The sequence below is a fragment of the Streptomyces sp. NPDC048172 genome (assembly GCF_043202595.1).
In the GTDB taxonomy this organism is placed as follows: Bacteria; Actinomycetota; Actinomycetes; order Streptomycetales; family Streptomycetaceae; genus Streptomyces.
On the sequence record NZ_JBIDAT010000013.1, the window covers coordinates 55,310 to 70,089 of the forward strand.

The 14,780-nt window shown below is 69.3% G+C and carries 14 protein-coding genes; 8 read left to right on the top strand and 6 right to left on the bottom strand.

Features of this window, described 5'->3' with window-relative positions:
• Positions 1 to 179 precede the first annotated feature (179 nt).
• On the top strand, positions 180 to 1,091 hold the full coding sequence (locus ACGF3A_RS39835; protein WP_393735447.1) for a cation diffusion facilitator family transporter: 912 nt from the start codon (positions 180 to 182) through the stop codon (positions 1,089 to 1,091).
• A 28-nt stretch (positions 1,092 to 1,119) separates the two neighbouring features.
• Here the strand turns inward: ACGF3A_RS39835 and ACGF3A_RS39840 are convergent, their stop codons facing one another.
• The gene (locus tag ACGF3A_RS39840; RefSeq protein ID WP_393735448.1) at positions 1,120 to 1,722 is read right to left on the bottom strand and encodes a TetR/AcrR family transcriptional regulator; all 603 of its coding nucleotides are present in this window, start codon (positions 1,720 to 1,722) and stop codon (positions 1,120 to 1,122) included.
• 172 nt (positions 1,723 to 1,894) lie between these two features.
• Between ACGF3A_RS39840 and ACGF3A_RS39845 the strand changes: the two genes are divergently transcribed.
• The 4 genes from ACGF3A_RS39845 to ACGF3A_RS39860 all read left to right on the top strand — a co-directional run bounded on the left by ACGF3A_RS39845 (position 1,895) and on the right by ACGF3A_RS39860 (position 6,364).
• Positions 1,895 to 4,309: an MMPL family transporter gene (locus tag ACGF3A_RS39845; protein ID WP_393735449.1), complete on the top strand. Its 2,415-nt coding sequence runs from the start codon at positions 1,895 to 1,897 to the stop codon at positions 4,307 to 4,309.
• Between the two features lie 12 nt (positions 4,310 to 4,321).
• Entirely contained in the window at positions 4,322 to 5,032 is a 711-nt protein-coding gene (locus tag ACGF3A_RS39850) for an N-acetyltransferase (RefSeq protein ID WP_393735450.1), read from the top strand.
• A gap of 42 nt (positions 5,033 to 5,074) precedes the next feature.
• On the top strand, positions 5,075 to 5,272 hold the full coding sequence (locus tag ACGF3A_RS39855) for a hypothetical protein (RefSeq protein ID WP_393735451.1): 198 nt from the start codon (positions 5,075 to 5,077) through the stop codon (positions 5,270 to 5,272).
• Between the two features lie 159 nt (positions 5,273 to 5,431).
• Complete coding sequence (locus tag ACGF3A_RS39860) at positions 5,432 to 6,364, top strand: NAD-dependent epimerase/dehydratase family protein (protein WP_393735452.1); 933 nt, start codon at positions 5,432 to 5,434, stop codon at positions 6,362 to 6,364.
• Here ACGF3A_RS39860 and ACGF3A_RS39865 read toward each other — a convergent pair.
• Complete coding sequence (locus tag ACGF3A_RS39865) at positions 6,361 to 7,623, bottom strand: amidohydrolase family protein (RefSeq protein WP_393735453.1); 1,263 nt, start codon at positions 7,621 to 7,623, stop codon at positions 6,361 to 6,363. The genes ACGF3A_RS39860 and ACGF3A_RS39865 overlap by 4 nt on opposite strands.
• 161 nt (positions 7,624 to 7,784) lie before the next feature.
• On the opposite strand from ACGF3A_RS39865, the gene ACGF3A_RS39870 reads away from it, so the two are divergent.
• On the top strand, positions 7,785 to 8,672 hold the full coding sequence (locus ACGF3A_RS39870; RefSeq protein WP_393735454.1) for a sigma-70 family RNA polymerase sigma factor: 888 nt from the start codon (positions 7,785 to 7,787) through the stop codon (positions 8,670 to 8,672).
• Between the two features lie 32 nt (positions 8,673 to 8,704).
• Here the strand turns inward: ACGF3A_RS39870 and ACGF3A_RS39875 are convergent, their stop codons facing one another.
• Complete coding sequence (locus ACGF3A_RS39875) at positions 8,705 to 9,328, bottom strand: SMI1/KNR4 family protein (protein WP_393735455.1); 624 nt, start codon at positions 9,326 to 9,328, stop codon at positions 8,705 to 8,707.
• A 55-nt stretch (positions 9,329 to 9,383) separates the two neighbouring features.
• On the bottom strand, positions 9,384 to 9,965 hold the full coding sequence (locus ACGF3A_RS39880; RefSeq protein ID WP_393735456.1) for a hypothetical protein: 582 nt from the start codon (positions 9,963 to 9,965) through the stop codon (positions 9,384 to 9,386).
• A 329-nt stretch (positions 9,966 to 10,294) separates the two neighbouring features.
• Between ACGF3A_RS39880 and ACGF3A_RS39885 the strand changes: the two genes are divergently transcribed.
• Positions 10,295 to 10,741 carry a hypothetical protein gene (locus ACGF3A_RS39885; RefSeq protein ID WP_393735457.1) on the top strand — a complete coding sequence of 149 codons (447 nt, stop codon included), beginning with the start codon at positions 10,295 to 10,297 and terminating at the stop codon, positions 10,739 to 10,741.
• 125 nt (positions 10,742 to 10,866) lie between these two features.
• Here the strand turns inward: ACGF3A_RS39885 and ACGF3A_RS39890 are convergent, their stop codons facing one another.
• Positions 10,867 to 12,783 (bottom strand): HEAT repeat domain-containing protein, encoded by a 1,917-nt coding sequence (locus ACGF3A_RS39890; protein WP_393735458.1) that lies wholly within the window; start codon positions 12,781 to 12,783, stop codon positions 10,867 to 10,869.
• 251 nt (positions 12,784 to 13,034) lie between these two features.
• Here ACGF3A_RS39890 and ACGF3A_RS39895 point away from each other — a divergent pair, with 251 nt between their 5' ends.
• Positions 13,035 to 13,868 (top strand): alpha/beta fold hydrolase, encoded by an 834-nt coding sequence (locus ACGF3A_RS39895; RefSeq protein ID WP_393735459.1) that lies wholly within the window; start codon positions 13,035 to 13,037, stop codon positions 13,866 to 13,868.
• A 37-nt stretch (positions 13,869 to 13,905) separates the two neighbouring features.
• Here ACGF3A_RS39895 and ACGF3A_RS39900 read toward each other — a convergent pair whose 3' ends face one another.
• A complete protein-coding gene (locus ACGF3A_RS39900; protein WP_393735460.1) occupies positions 13,906 to 14,604 on the bottom strand; it encodes an SDR family oxidoreductase in 699 nt (232 codons plus the stop codon).
• Positions 14,605 to 14,780: the final 176 nt, after the last annotated feature.

Here is a 14,780-nt window from a genome sequence, read left to right on the forward strand (position 1 = left end):
GCCCGGGGGTGGAACAGCGGCCTGACAACGATTTTCGCGTTGTTTTCATGAGGGGAATTCGCACTGCTCGCCGATCTCATTTTCGGAGATGGGAACGGTCTTCAGTGCTGCCTTTGCGAGGATGAGCTCCATCCGTCTACTCTCGTCTGGCTTGGGTCATGCCGAGAGGGGTGAGGGGTATGGGGCACGGCCATAGTCATGGCGGAGGGGCGCAGCCCGCTTCCGGGCCGTATCGTCGGCGTCTGACGCTGGCTTTCTTCATTATCGGCGCGTATTTCATCGTCGAGCTGATTTTCGGGATCATTTCCGGTTCGCTGACGCTGCTGTCCGACGCGGGACATATGGCAGCCGATGTCACGGCTCTCGGGGCGGCATTGGTCGCCACCCGGCTTGCGACCCGGACCGATGTCACCGGGCGGCGGACCTACGGTTTCTACCGGTCCGAGGTTTTCGCCTCGCTCCTGGCCGTGCTGCTGATGTACGGCGTCGCCGTCTATGTGGTGGTCGAGGCGGTTTCCCGCATCGGCGGTTCCGTCGAGGTGGAAACCGGGCCGATGTTCGTCGTGGGGGCGATCGGTCTCGCGGTCAATGTCGTGGCGCTTCTTCTGCTGCGAAAGGGCGCCGCCGACAGTCTGAACGTCAAGGGCGCCTATCTTGAGGTGGTCGCCGATACGGCCGGTTCGGTCGGAGTCATCATCGCCGGGTGGCTCGTCGCCGCCACGGGAATGGCGGTATGGGACACCCTGATCGCGCTCGCCATCGGCGTCTTCGTGGCGGTGCGGGCGACGATGCTGGGCAGGGAGGTGCTGGCTGTCCTCGGGCAGCATGCCCCCGCGGGGATGGACCCCGCGGTCGTGTCCGGCGAACTGGCCGAGATCCAGGGGGTGTCAGACGTCCACGACCTGCACCTCTGGACCCTCACGTCGGGAATGAACGTGGCGACGGTCCACCTCGTCACGGAGACGCCTGATGACGGGCATCGCGTGCTCGACGAGGCGCGGGACCTTCTTGAGGTGCGCCACGGTGTCGCGCACGCGACGCTGCAGGTCGAGCCCTCCGATCACGTGGGGTGCGACCGGGTCGGCTGGTAGCCGCGCCTCGTTTCCCGGTGGCAGCGCCTCATTTCCCGGGGGTGTTCGCGTCCTGGACAAGGGCGTCGATTGTTTCTCGGAGCGCGCTTTCCAGGTCGAAGGGCTGCGTGGCCAGGGCCCAGCGCAGCACCATTCCATCGATCAGCGCCGAAAGGGCCAGCGCGGCGGTCCGTGTTTCCGCCGAGGAAGGCCGCGTGCCGCGCAGTTCCGCGAGCAGGCGGGAGATCTGGTCGACGAAGTGCTCGTGGTGGGAACTGAAGCATTCTCTGATCTCGGGAACGGTGCGCGCCAGGGCAAGCAGCTCAAGGGTGAGCGAGGCCTTTTCCGGGCTCTCCGTGAGATCGCGGGCGAAAGTCGCCGACATGAACCGGAGTCGGTCGGCTGCCGGTTCCGGTCTGCTCACCACGGCCTCAAGGGCTTCGGACTCATGAGTGAGCATCTGGTGCACCAGGCCGGTGGCCAGCTCCTCCTTGCTCTTGAAATACCAGTAGAGCGCGCCTTTGCTCAGGCCGGATTCCTCGACGATGTCGTCCATGCGGGCCCTGTGGTAGCCCTGCCGCGCAAAGACCGCAGCCGCGGCTTTGAAGATCTGAGTTCTGCGCGCATTGCCGCGGTCTTCGTTGGCTGTCATGGGTGCTCTGTCCTTCGTGCCTGCCGGATCGCTTCGCGTCAGCGACATATGGAATCGGCGACCGTTTCCATTACCGAGTAAAAGTAGCACTAGACCGGCCAGTCGGTCTAGTGCCATACTTTTCCCGACTGTCCGACCGACCGACCAGTCAGTCGAGTGAGGAGCGTCGCGCATGCCACCCCGTACCCGGCCGGACGAAGGAAGCTCCGGCCCCACGCTCCTGCACCGTCTCGGTGCGTGGTGCGCCACGCACGTGTGGAAGGTGCTCCTCGTCTGGCTGGTCGTCCTCGTGGTCGGAGGAGCGCTCGTCCCGAAGTTCACGGACAGCCTGACCGGCTCCTCCCTGACCGTGAGCGGCTCGGAGTCGGCGCGGGCCGAGAAGCTCATGAAGGAGGAGTTCGACAGTGCGGTGACCGAGGACGTCGTGGTCGTCTTCGACTCCTCCACCCGGTCCGCCCGCGACGCGGAGTTCCGCGACGTCGTGCGCCGCGGCGTCGCCGAACTCCGCGAGCGGTCCGGGGTGGCGAGCGTCGAGGACCCCTACGCGGCCGGTGGCGAGCAGCAGATCGCCGCCGACGGCCGTACGGCGCTGGTCCTGGCGGGGCTGACGGGCGACGAGCGCGAGCGGCAGGAGACCGCCCCCGAGATCCAGAAGACGCTGGATCGCGTCGAGGGCGACGGCGTGGACGTCATGCTCACCGGCTCCAGCGCTCTCAACGCCGCGGTCATCGAGCAGCAGGACAAGGACCTGGCGCGGGCCGAGACCATCGGCCTCTCCATCGCGCTGATCGTCCTGCTGATCGCCTTCGGCACCCTGGTGGCCGCCGGTCTGCCGCTCCTGCTCGGCGTCGCGGCGCTGATGACGTCGTTCGGCGTGCTGGGCGCGCTCAGCTACGTGACGACGTTCGACACGTTCGTCCAGGCGATCGTCACGATGCTGGGGTTGGCGCTCGGGATCGACTACTGCCTGTTCATCGTGACCCGGCAACGTGAGGAGCTCCAGGCGAAACCCGGGCGTCCGATCGCGGAGACGGTCGGAGCCACCATGGCGACCGCGGGCAAGGCGGTGCTCTTCTCGGGCTGCACCGTCCTGATCTCCGTCGCCGGTCTCTTCCTGGTCCGGGCGCCGGTGTTCTGGTCCATGGCCTTCGGGGTCATGGTGGCCGTGGCGGTCATGCTGACGGTGGCCATGACCCTGCTGCCCGCGATGCTCGGGCTGTGCGGCACCAGGATCAACCGCTTGGCCGTGCCCGGGCTGCGGCGCACCGTCAACCACCCGGACCCCGAGCACTCGGTGTGGGCACGCTGGACGAGGGTGGTGCTGCGCCGCCCCGTCCTCATCGGGGGCGCGGCGGTGCTGGTCCTCGGTGCGGCCGCCATCCCCGTGACCGGTCTGAAGCTCGGCTTCGACGTCGGCGCGAGCGCGGTGGAGGACGCTCCCGCCGGTGCGGGATACGACCTCGTCTCCGAGAAGTTCGCCCCGGGCGCCGCGGTTCCCGTTCAGGTGGTCGTCACCAGTGAGGACGGCGCCTTCGACGACAAGGGCCTCGCCGCGGTGGAGCGCCTCACGAAGACCGTCAAGGACAACAAGGAGGTCGACGGCGTCCTGTCGGTGACCGACCTGCTCAAGGAGAAGGCGGGCCGCAGCGACAGCGCGACGCTGAAGGCGGCCCTCGAACAGGACGACGACGGCGCGCTGGCGAGGATCGTCAGCTCACGCGGTGACGCCGCCATGCTCACCGTCTTCTCCAAGGCGGCTCCGGACTCGGACGGGACGAGCGCGCTCGTACGCTGGATCCGGGACACCGCCGCGCCGGAGGCGGAGCGGAGTGCCGCGGACGGGATCACCGTCACCACGGGCGGGCTGACGGCTCAGACCGTGGACGTCGCCGAGGAGATCAACCGCGCGACCCCCTGGGTGCTCTGCGCCATCCTCGGCCTCTCCTTCCTCCTGCTGCTCCTCGCGTTCCGCAGCCTGCTGCTGGCCTTCAGCGCGATCCTGATGAACCTGCTGTCGGTCGGCGCCGCGTTCGGCCTGCTCACCTGGGTGTTCCAGGAGGGCGCGGGAGAGGCGCTGTTCGACTTCAGCAGCCGGGGCTTCATCCAGGCGTACCTGCCGCTGCTGACCTTCGTCGTGCTGTTCGGACTGTCCATGGACTACGAGGTGTTCATCATCTCCCGCATGAAGGAGGAGTGGGACAGGACCGGTGACAACCTGCGCGCCGTGACGGTCGGCACCGTCCACACCGCCAAGGTCATCACCGCCGCGGCCGCCATCATGGTCGTCGTCTTCTCCGCCTTCATGATCACGAGAGTGGTCGAGCTGAAGCAGATGGGATTCGCTCTGGCTGTGGCGGTCCTGGTGGACGCGACGCTGATCCGGGTGGTCGTCGTCCCCGCCGCCATGCGGCTCGCCGGTCCGGCGAACTGGTGGATGCCCCGCTGGCTGGACCGGGCCCTTCCCCGCGTGGAACTCACCGAAGGGCCGAGCCCCGTTCCCTCCGACGGGTCCGGGGAACCGGGCGGGCCGCGTGCGCCGGCACAGGAGACGGCGGCGTCCGCCCGCTCCGGGCGATCCGCAGACTGACCCTCGCCGCTCGTGCTACGGAGCGGGGGAGCCCCCAGCCACATCCCCGCGCTCGCCGTCGCCGGACTGCTCGGCGACGGCACCTACCGCACGCACCTCCAGCGGCTCCGCGAACGCCTCACGGAACGCCGGAACGCCCTGGTCACCACGGTGCGCGACACCCTGGGACAGGATTTCACCGTCGCCCTGGACCTTCCGGGCCGCCGGAGCCTCCCGCCGGACGGCTGGGACCGGATGCTCATCTGGGCCTTCGACGACCACCGCCGGGGGCGAAGGACCGACCTCGTCAGCGCCGTCGAGGTCGTGATCGACCCCGCGCACCGGGGCCGGGGCCTGTCCACGCTGATGCGGCGCGCGATGGCGGACAACGCCCGGACGGAGGGATTCCGCGGCCTGGTGGTCCCGGTCCGCCCGACCGCGAAGCACGAACAGCCGGAGACGCCCACCGAGGACTACGTACGTGCCCTCGGGCCCGACGGCCTGCCCCGCGACCCCTGGCTGCGGACGCATGTCCAGCTGGGCAGCGAAGTCGCCGGCATCGCCCCGGCGTCCATGACGATCCCCGGATCGCTCGAACAGTGGCGAACGTGGACCGGCCTCCCCTTCGACGAGTCCGGCCCGGTGATCGTCCCCGGCGCCCTCGCCCCGGTCCACTGCTCGGCCTCCGCCGGATACGCGGTCTACGTCGAACCCAACGTATGGATCGCGCACAGCCTCACCTGACCGCCGAGCGCGGGCCCCGTCGTCGGCCGGAGCGGGTCGGGCGTGAGCGCGGCCGACCGGACCGCGGACCGCTACCGGTGCTCGTTCGCTGGTGGAGTTGCGTTCGGCATCGTCCAGCACGACGCCCGCCCCGCCCAGCGCGCGAACCTGCGGCACGTAGTCACCGGCCGAGAAGCCGCCGGCGGCATCGGCTCCCAGCGCGTCGGCGACCTGGACGGCGGCCGAGTGAACGCGGCGTGACCGGAGGAAACCGTCTCGACGTCGGCCGAGGGCAGGGGAGCGGACCCGCAGAGGCAGGGCCGACCCTTGTGCGACGATATGTCGCCCCGCGTTCGAGCTCTGTACGGTGTGCTGATCCGAGAACGGTGTTCTCGCTCTGGATGAGGAGAGTGTTCGCCCATGTCCCTTCACGTCATCGTCGGGGCCGGTCCGGTCGGCTCGGCAACCGCGAAGTTACTCGCAGGCAGAGGCGAGCAGGTCCGCCTGCTCACGCGCCGCGGCGGCGGTCCGGAACTGCCGGGCATCGACCGCGTCGCGGCGGACGCCACCGACCCCGACGCCCTCGCCCGGCACGCCGAGGGCGCCGTCGCGCTCTACAGCTGCGGGGGTCCGGCCTATCACCGCTGGCCCACCGAGTGGCCGCCACTCGGCGCGGCCCTGATACGTGCCGCCGAGGCCACCGGCACGGTGCTGGTCACCACCGGCAACCTGTACGGCTACGGTCAGGTCGATGCCCCCATGACCGAGCAACTGCCCATGCGCCCCAACTCCGTCAAGGGAGAGGTCCGGGCCAAGCTGTGGGCCGACGCGCTGGCCGCGCACCAGGCCGGGCGCATCCGCACGGCGGAGGTCCGGGGATCGGACTACCTGGGCGCGGACGCCAACACACCCTTCACGGTCATGGTGCTGCCCAAGGTGCTCGCAGGCCGACGCGCCTCCGTGCCCGCCGACCTGGACGCGCCGCACAGCTGGACCCACGTCGGCGACGTGGCCCGCACGCTGGTCGCGGTCGCCGCCGACGAGAGCGCGTGGGGCCGCCCGTGGCACGTACCCACGGCCCCGCCCCTGTCCCTCCGCGCGCTCGCCGCCCGCGCCGCCGAACTGGCCGGAGCCCCAGCCGCCAAGGTGACCGCCATGCCCGGCTTCGCACTCAGGATCGCGGGCGCCTTCAACCCCGCCGCCCGGGAGATGGTGGAGGTCCAGTACCAGCTGCGCCGACCCTTCGTACTCGACTCCTCCGCCGCCACGGCCGCCTTGGGAATCGACCCGACACCGACCGACGAGGCACTGCGCGAGACCATCGACGCCCTGCCCGCGAAAGCCACGCGCTAGGTTCGGCGGCCACCGCCTCGACCGATCTCGCGAGCCGTAAGCCCCACGCCCCCACGCCAGACACCGGCGATCGAGCGGGTCGCGGTGATGTCGGTGGTGGGGTCACCGTGTACGAGGAGCAGGTCGGCACGGAGGCCGGGGGCGATCCGGCCCCGGTCGGTCAGCCCGAAGCGGCGGGCCGGGACGCTGGTGGCCGCCGCGAGCGCTTCCTCGTTGCCGAACCCGGCGTCGGTCAGCAGTACGAGTTCCCGGTGCATGGCGGAGCCGTGCGCGGGCCGGGCCGGGGTGGCGTCCGTACCGGCGAGCAGGCGAACTCCGGCACGGCGCAGGTCCCTTGCCGCCCGGACGGCGTTCCCGGCGCCGAGATCGACCGTCTCGAAGTACGCCAGCGTGCTGACGACGAACACACCCCGTGCGGCGATCCTCCTGGCGATGCGTGCGGCTTGCGGGCCGGTGTCGCAGTAGACGTGCGCCAGGCCGTCGACTCCGGCGTCCAGGGCGACGTCGACGTCCCGGAGGGTGATCGCGTGCGCGATGGTGCGGAGCCCGGCGGCCCTGCCCGCGTGGACCAGCGCGGCGACGGTGTCGGGCGACAGCTTGGGCAGCGGCGTCCCGGCCTGGACTCCGCCGTCGATGACGATCTTCAGGTAGTCGGCGCCCTCGGCCACCCGGTCGGCGACGAACCCCTCGGCCTCGCCAGGATGGGCCACCGTGTCGAACTCGACGCCGGGCACCAGCTGGCTCGGGTGTCCGCCGGGGGCGGTGGCGAGGAGGCCCGCGCTGCGGATGTCGGCCACGTCGTCCCGCTCGGCGGCCAGTTCGCGCTGTGCGGCCAGGGTCTGCGGCAGGCAGAACATGTCGAGCTCGGTGGTGACGCCGAAGCGCAGCGCCTGCGCGAGGCTCCCGTCGTCGACGTGCGTGTGCGCGTCGATCAGGCCGGGCAGCAGGGTCTTCCCCGACCCGTCCACCACGACGTCGGCCGTGTCGGCGTGTCCGTACCCGTGCCGGTGCCCACGCCCGTACCCGTACCCGTGCCCGTGCCCGCTGTACAGCCCGGCGATGCGGTCGCCGTCGATCAGTACGCTGGCGCGTGGCGTGGTCCGCTCGCCGTCGAACAGGCGAACGTTCCGGATCACCGTCACCGTGCGCCCGCGCCCCTTCCGGTGGTGCCGTGGGCTGTCGGCCGAGGCGGTCGGCCCCATCGCCGCCGCACCGAGCGCACTCGCCGCGGCCAAGCTGAAGTCACGCCGGGAAATCATTCCGTGGCCCCTTTCTCCGGGGTTCTCTCGGTCGCTCTCGCGAGCGTTGATGCTGCGAACCAAGAGGGAAGCCGGGCCCGCGAGTGTGACACCGTGTGACGTGAGTCACGGCTCTGCGCCGGGATGTCACACTCGGGCCGCCTCGCACGTTCTCAGCTGGCATGAGCGATTCCACCGAGGTCTTCCTCGGCCACCGGGAGCTGCTGTTCTCGGTGGTCTACAGCATGCTGGGCAGCGTCGCCGACACCGAAGAGGTGCTGCAGGAGACGTGGCTGTCGTGGGAGTCGAGATCGAGATCGGGCAGCCCGGTCGAGCACGCGCGCGCCTACCTCGTACGGATCGCGGCCAACCAGGCACTCGCCCGCCGCGCCGCGATCAACCGGCGCAAGGAGAACTACACCGGGCAGTGGCTGCCGGAGCCGCTCGTCGAGGAGGACGAGGACGGCGACCCGGCCGTCCGCGCCGAGTCGTACTCGATGGCGATGCTGGTGGTGCTGGAGACGCTGACACCGCTGGAACGCGCGGTCTTCGTCCTGCACGAGGTGTTCGGCTACGCGCACACCGAGATCGCCGAGATCCTCGACCGCCGCCCGCCCGCGATCCGTCAGCTGGCCCACCGCGCCCGCGAGCACGTGCACGCCAGGCGCCCGCGCTACCGGGCCGACCCGAGGGTGTGCCGGGAGGTGACGCAGCGGTTCCTGGACGCCGCGGTCGGCGGAGACCTGGAGGCGCTGCTGCGCATCCTCGCGCCGGACGTGACCTTGTGGACGGACGGCGGCGGCAAGGGCCCCGCGTGGAGTCCGCATCCGGTGCACGGCCGCGAGCGGATCGCGAAGCTCTTCGCCGCGATCCACGGCCATCTGCCCGGGCGGCTGGACATCCGTCACCGCCGCGTCGGCGGCGACTCCGCGGCCGTCCTGTTCCTCGACGCCGCGCCGCTCGCGGTCTTCGTCCTCAGCCTCACCCCGGACGGCGGACAGGTGAACCGGATCTACTCGATCACCAACCCGGACAAGCTGCCGCGGTGGACCACGGCGCGTTCGGCGTAGCGGGTGGCCGGGCCGCGGTATCGCTTGAGGGTCTACCCGTCGGTCCAGTGCAGTGTCCCGGGACGGGCGGGATCGGTGTGCGTCGCCTTCCTCTTCTTGTCGTCGGGGAGGGTGAGGGTCCAGGGCGGTTCTGAGTCCAGGGCCTTCCCGACACAATCCAGGACCGTGAGTGGGGTGCCCCATTCCTGGTGCCAGGGCTCGCCCCCGCCGCTGCTTTCGGGGCTCCATGAGCCCAGGCTCTTGTTGCGGGTCTGGACGAGCATCACGGTGGGGCCCAGGGCGGCGACAGGCACATACAGATTCGGAGTCTTGTCGAAGCCGCGCACCCACCATTCCTCGCGCATCTCGCGGCCGAACTCGATCCACATGTCGTACCGTTCGATGATGTCTTCGACGCTGAGCAGCGCGAAGCCATTCGGGAAGACGGCCACGGTGCCGGAGCCGTTGTGCCGCAGCAGCGAGCGTTCCATCTCCCGTGGCAGGCGCACTCCGACCCGCTCATGGAGCCGTTCGAGGTCCTCCCGGCTGCACGGGCCGGGCAGCGGAAGTTCGGCGTGCGCGTAGGTGGCGAGCCAGTGCTCGATGCTCTGCCATGCGCGGTCCGTGCGTTGGTCGCGGAACTCCGCGAGTATCTCGGCCCGCCGTGATGTTCCCATGACGTCTCCTCCGCCGACGCGGTCCTCAGTGGTCCCTATCGGTCCCTGTCGGTCCTCATCGGTCCTCGGGTCGGATCCAGACGAGGGTTTCGGGGAAGGTGTCGTCCTCGTTGGTCGCCATCCACTCTTCACCGTCGGCGAGGACCACCCGGCAGGGCGGAGGGGAGTCCAGGCCGCGGGCGATCCTGGCGAGCACGTCCTCCAGCGAAGGCCAGTCCTCTTCCCACGGTGCGCTGCCACCGTCCACGGCCCACCCTCCCAGCCCGCCGGTACGGGTCTGGACCATGACCATGCTGAGGGTCAGCTTGGCGAGGGGGACGTACAGGTTCGGTGTCTTGTCGTAGCCGCGCACCCACCATGCCTCACGGTCACGGCGCCCGTACTCCACCCAGGCATCGAACTCCTTCGCGATGCCCGCCACGCTCAACAGCTCGAAACAGATCGGGATGAGGGCTGTCACCCCCGAACCGTCGTGACGCAGCAGCGAGGCTTCCACATCCGCGGGCAGGCGCACCCCGAGGTGCTCGTAGAGCGCTTCGAGTTCCCGGCGGCTGCACGGCCCCGGCAGAGGGGATCCCGCCGGCGCGTACCTGGCGAGCCAGCGCTCGATCTGCTCCCACGACTCTTCAACCGTCACGAGCCCATTGCTCCTTCACCTCGTTGCGGGACGGGCGGGGTGTGGTGCTCACCCTGGCAGGCACCACACACCCCTTCAACGGATGCGTAGATCACCCAGTCTTCTTGCGTGCCGAACACACCGCGCAACTGGCGCAGTCGTACAACGAGCCGGAGTACGGCAACGCCCGAATACTCGGCGGTTCCGGTGGACAACCAGTGGACTGAGTACGGGCACCGGCTACCACGGTGGTTTACGCGGATACCCCGCTCGGTTGACGCGACTCTTCCATTACACGGGTACCTTCGTTCTCCGAATACGCGACTTCCGCGTGCGGAGGAGGAATCACCTTGCCTGTCATCCGAAAGGTCACCGTCGGCATAGCCGCCGGGCTCGCCGCGATTGCGAGTGCGCTTGTCCCGATGAGCAGCGCCGGTGCGGCAACCACTGACACCACTAACAGCAAGTGCGCCGTCAAGTCGCCGTGGGGCGTAAAGGGATACAAGCTGTGCAACAGCGACCCCTACAAGCACGGTTACGTCGACTGGGACTCCAACGGCACGACCGATGAAGTCTTCGTCATCGCTCCGGACTACACGATCTGGCACACGTGGAAGGCGGCGGGCCGTTGGGTGGAGATGCCAGGAAAGGGGCGGGCCGACGGAATTGAGGGCCACAATGGGAGCAACACCACGCGGGAACGGTGCATCGTCGTCACAGTGAGCTGGAAGGACTACCCCTACTACCAAAACTGCTTCTACAGCGGAAAGTGGCATTCCTGGCGAACCGCCGGCTGACCTCACCCAGCCGCATGGCCTCCTTGGCGAACCACTGTCGGGGGTAGCTCTGCGCCGCCACTTCGGCGCGGAGCACCTTGGGTGGTGTCGGATGAACCGGAACCGTCGATGCCGATATCTCCCCCTCAAGGCGTGAACGCCTCGCCGTCCCAGGTGAGTGTGGCGAGTCTGGCGGTTACGGCCGCTGCCCAGCCCGAGGGGGTGTCATGTGTTCCGGCGGACGGCACCAACGGGGTCAGCAACTCGACGATCCGGTGTTGTTCCAGGAGATGGCGATCCTCCCCGCCGTGGAACCAGTCCTCGACCGTGAAGAAGCTCCCTGACACCTCCGTCAGCAGGCGCTGCAGGGCGGGTTTGTCGCCCCATCGCGCGAGCAGCCATGGTGCGTAGAAGCGGATTTCCGCTTGTGTCTCCGAGACGAGCGGGGCGACGAAGGGGGCGTGTTCGGCTCGGTAGCGTCCGATCCGCACATATCCATGGAGTGATTGCGCCGCGCAGTTGACGTGCTCGTCGCGCATTCCTTGCAGGAGTGACGGAAGGCAGCGTTCGTCCGCGATCAGGGAAAGCGCGCGGAGCGCGCAGTAGCGGGGGAAGTACTGCTGATCGGATATCAGCGGGGCCAGCGCCTCGACCGCTGACGGATCCCCGAGCATTCCGGCGATCTCCGCCGCGTGGCCGCGTACCTGGGGCTCGTCGGAGCGCAGCAGACCGAGCAGTCCGGGCAGGACGGCCGGAGCGGGAAGGGTCGAGATCAGCCGTGTGACGGATTCCATGAACCAGGGCGACGAGACCATGAAGGGCGACGGCGCGGTGGCGGCCACGTGCTCAAGGAGGACGTGCACGCCCGAGGGGTCTCCGAGTTCGGCCAGCGCGCTCGCGGCGGCGACGCGGGTCTCCGGGTCGTCGTCGGAGAGCCGTTCGACGAGCGCGGGGGCGGCGGCCGATGCCGCGGACAGGCCACGCAGTCCGGTCACCGCGGCCAGCCGGACCTCGGAGTCGGCGTGTGTGGTCAGCGGGATGAGCGCCGGTACCGCGGACGTGTCGCCGAGCCTGCGGATCATCTCGACGGTGGCGGCCAGCAGGCCGGGGTCCCGCTCCCGTTCCAACTGCTCGCGAAGGACCGGAAGGGCCTCCGGAAAGCCCCACGCCCCGAGGGCCAGTGCGACCTGGATCCTGAAGTGTTCGTTGCCGAGGAGCGGCACGAGACTCGGGCCCGCCTGCGGGTCGTCGATGGCCTCCAGCAGCGAGACCAGCTTGCCGAGCTGGATCTCGTCGGACTCGCCGGCCAGTCGGTTGGTGATGTCACGCACCGGGCCGAGGGCGAGGAGCACCTGTTCGGCCCGCGCGCTGGCCTCCTCGTCGGGGGAGAGGAAATCGGACAGGTGCTGGTCGATGGCGACGACGGCCCGTGCGCTCGCGCGCCAGATCCGCTCGGCCAGATCGCCGAGCGCGGCCGTCATGGCTTCTCTCGTGTCCTCGAACTCGATCTCCTCGACCAGCAGCGGCTCGGTGCTGAGGTCCTTTTTCACCAAGGAGACGCGCAGGGAGGCGGAATACCGGTCCGGCCCTTCCGCGCGTTCGACATAGCCGGTCACCATGACGCAGGGCGCCAGTGCGCGGACCTCGTTCACGGTGTCGGCCGGGGGACCGCTTCTCATCTGCCAGACGCTGACGGGATTCCACCCTTCGGCGTGCCGGGCGTCCGCCTGCAACCGCAGGAGCTGGTTCAGCAGGATGCCCGGCAGCCGGCTGCCCGTCTGCTCGGCGCGCTGGCTTCCGAGGTACTCCTGGAGGTTGTACACGCGGATGAGAAGCGCGTGCTCCTCGTCCCGCCTCTGCCCTTGCCCCTGCGGGGTGTCATCAGCGTGAACGGCCGCCCGCCGCGCCAGCCATGCCGCCGCCCCCAGGGCGAGCACCGCCACGCCGAACCAGATGGTCTGAAGCCACCAGGGGCCCTCGACCCGATTGGTCGCCACTCCGCCCAGCACGGCGACGACGGCACCCGTGCCGGAGAACAGACGGCCGCGTAAGCGCCCGGGCATGCCCTCAGAGTGCCACCTGCCCCAACTCGACGGCGACCGAGAGGCGACCGGCGAGGGGCGGCGCGTGCACGCATACGGCGAGCCGCGTCCGTTGTTCTGCGCTGTCAGGCCAGGGGCGTGCGCGGTGAGCACGTCCAGGTCGCCTCGGGATTTGCCAAGCTGTCGGTGCGTGATCGACATGCGGGCCACGGGCAGCAGCCGTCCGGGCCCCGCCTTTTCACCACTGCAGCACTTTCCTCAAGGAGGCCGTCATGTCCTGTCTCACCGTCGGACGCGAGAACAGCACCGACATCGACATTTACTACGAGGACCACGGGTCGGGGCAGCCGGTTGTGCTGATCCACGGATATCCGCTCGACGGAGATTCCTGGGAGAAGCAGACCGAGGCCCTCCTGGAAGCCGGATATCGTGTCATCACCTACGACCGCCGGGGTTTCGGGAAGTCCAGCCGCCCCACCGTCGGTTACGACTACGACACCTTTGCCGCCGACCTCAACTCCCTGATGGAAAGCCTGGAACTGGCAGAAGCCGTGCTGGTCGGCTTCTCCATGGGTACCGGCGAAGTCGGCCGCTACCTCGCCACGTACGGCTCGGGACGCGTGGCCAAGGCGGCCTTTCTCGCCTCTCTGGAGCCCTTCCTCCTCAAGACCGAAGACAACCCGACCGGAGTCGACGGGAGCGTTTTCGAAGGCATTCTGGAAGCCGTCGCCAAGGACCGCTACGCCTACTTCACGGACTTCTTCCGGAACTTCTACAATCTCGACGAGAACCTCGGCACGCGCATCAGCGAGGAGGCCGTCCGCGCCAGTTGGAACACGGCAGCCGGGGCCTCACCCCACGCCTCCAGCGCCTGCGTCCCGACCTGGACGACCGACTTCCACGACGACGTGGCCAAGATCGACGTACCGGCGCTCATCCTGCACGGCACGAGCGACCGCATTCTGCCCATCGACGCCACCGGCCGCCCCTTCCACCAGGCCGTACCCCACGCCGACTACACCGAGATCGAGGGCGCGCCGCACGGGCTGCTGTGGACGCACTCCGAGGAGGTCAACACCGCCCTCCTCACCTTCCTCGCCCAGTGAGCCCCTCGCCCACCCGGCCGCCACGGGAAGCGGCCCGTCAGCCGACCAGCATCCCGCCGTCGACGTGGAGATCATGCGCGTTCATGCCCGCGTTGCGCAGCAGGAAGTCGGTGGCGTCGACGATCTCGGCGGTCGTCACCAGCCGTCCGATGGGGGTGCGCCTTTCATGCGGGTGATCCTTGACGTCCCGCCACCTGGGGCTGTCTCCGATCACACCGGGATGCAGGGCGTTGATCCTGTGCGGTGCCAGCTCCACGGCGAGGGTCTTGACCAGGCCTGACAGGCCGGAATTGAACGTGGTCACCATGGTGGAGCCGGGGTAGGGGCGCTCCTTCGCCATGCCGCCGAAGAGGACGACGGAGGCGGTCGGCCGGAAGCGGTCCCGCAGGGCACGGACCGCTTCCGCGTACCCGACGAGTTTGATCGTCACGGCCCGGACGGCGTTGTCGACATCGAACTCGGCCAGGGAGTTCGGCACGGGATCCATGGCAGTGAGGACCAGATGGTCGACCTCGGTGACGCTGGTCAGGGCCGGGAGGATCGACTCGGGCCGGGAAAGATCGACGGCCAGGCCGCGAGTCGATCCCGATCCTCCGATCTCCTCCGCCGCCGCCTGAGCCCTCGTCCCATCACGGCTGGTGACGACGACGGAATCGCCGCGGTCGGCGAACCGTCGGGCGACCGCACGCCCGAGACCGCCGCTCCCGCCGATGACGATTGACGTGTGCGTCTGCATACTTCGTACCTCCGGGCTGGTCGCTGTGCGTGGCAGTGGTGCGCCTGTGCGGAAGAGGACGGCGCCGCCGACGGAATGTTCTCCGGAATGATCGCCGCGCACTCACCCTGGCAAAGAGCGCAGCGATCCGGGTGTGCTGAGGCTGCAGGCCCATCGCCTCCCAGCGAACGGACGTG

Coding starts and splice junctions, on each gene's coding strand:
- ACGF3A_RS39860 (WP_393735452.1), top strand. CDS start 5,432: ATGTCCCTTCACGTCATCGTCGGGGCCGGTCCGGTCGGCTCGGCAACC.
- ACGF3A_RS39900 (WP_393735460.1), bottom strand. CDS start 14,604: ATGCAGACGCACACGTCAATCGTCATCGGCGGGAGCGGCGGTCTCGGG.
- ACGF3A_RS39870 (WP_393735454.1), top strand. CDS start 7,785: ATGAGCGATTCCACCGAGGTCTTCCTCGGCCACCGGGAGCTGCTGTTC.
- ACGF3A_RS39890 (WP_393735458.1), bottom strand. CDS start 12,783: ATGCCCGGGCGCTTACGCGGCCGTCTGTTCTCCGGCACGGGTGCCGTC.
- ACGF3A_RS39875 (WP_393735455.1), bottom strand. CDS start 9,328: ATGGGAACATCACGGCGGGCCGAGATACTCGCGGAGTTCCGCGACCAA.
- ACGF3A_RS39895 (WP_393735459.1), top strand. CDS start 13,035: ATGTCCTGTCTCACCGTCGGACGCGAGAACAGCACCGACATCGACATT.
- ACGF3A_RS39840 (WP_393735448.1), bottom strand. CDS start 1,722: ATGACAGCCAACGAAGACCGCGGCAATGCGCGCAGAACTCAGATCTTC.
- ACGF3A_RS39865 (WP_393735453.1), bottom strand. CDS start 7,623: ATGATTTCCCGGCGTGACTTCAGCTTGGCCGCGGCGAGTGCGCTCGGT.
- ACGF3A_RS39845 (WP_393735449.1), top strand. CDS start 1,895: ATGCCACCCCGTACCCGGCCGGACGAAGGAAGCTCCGGCCCCACGCTC.
- ACGF3A_RS39835 (WP_393735447.1), top strand. CDS start 180: ATGGGGCACGGCCATAGTCATGGCGGAGGGGCGCAGCCCGCTTCCGGG.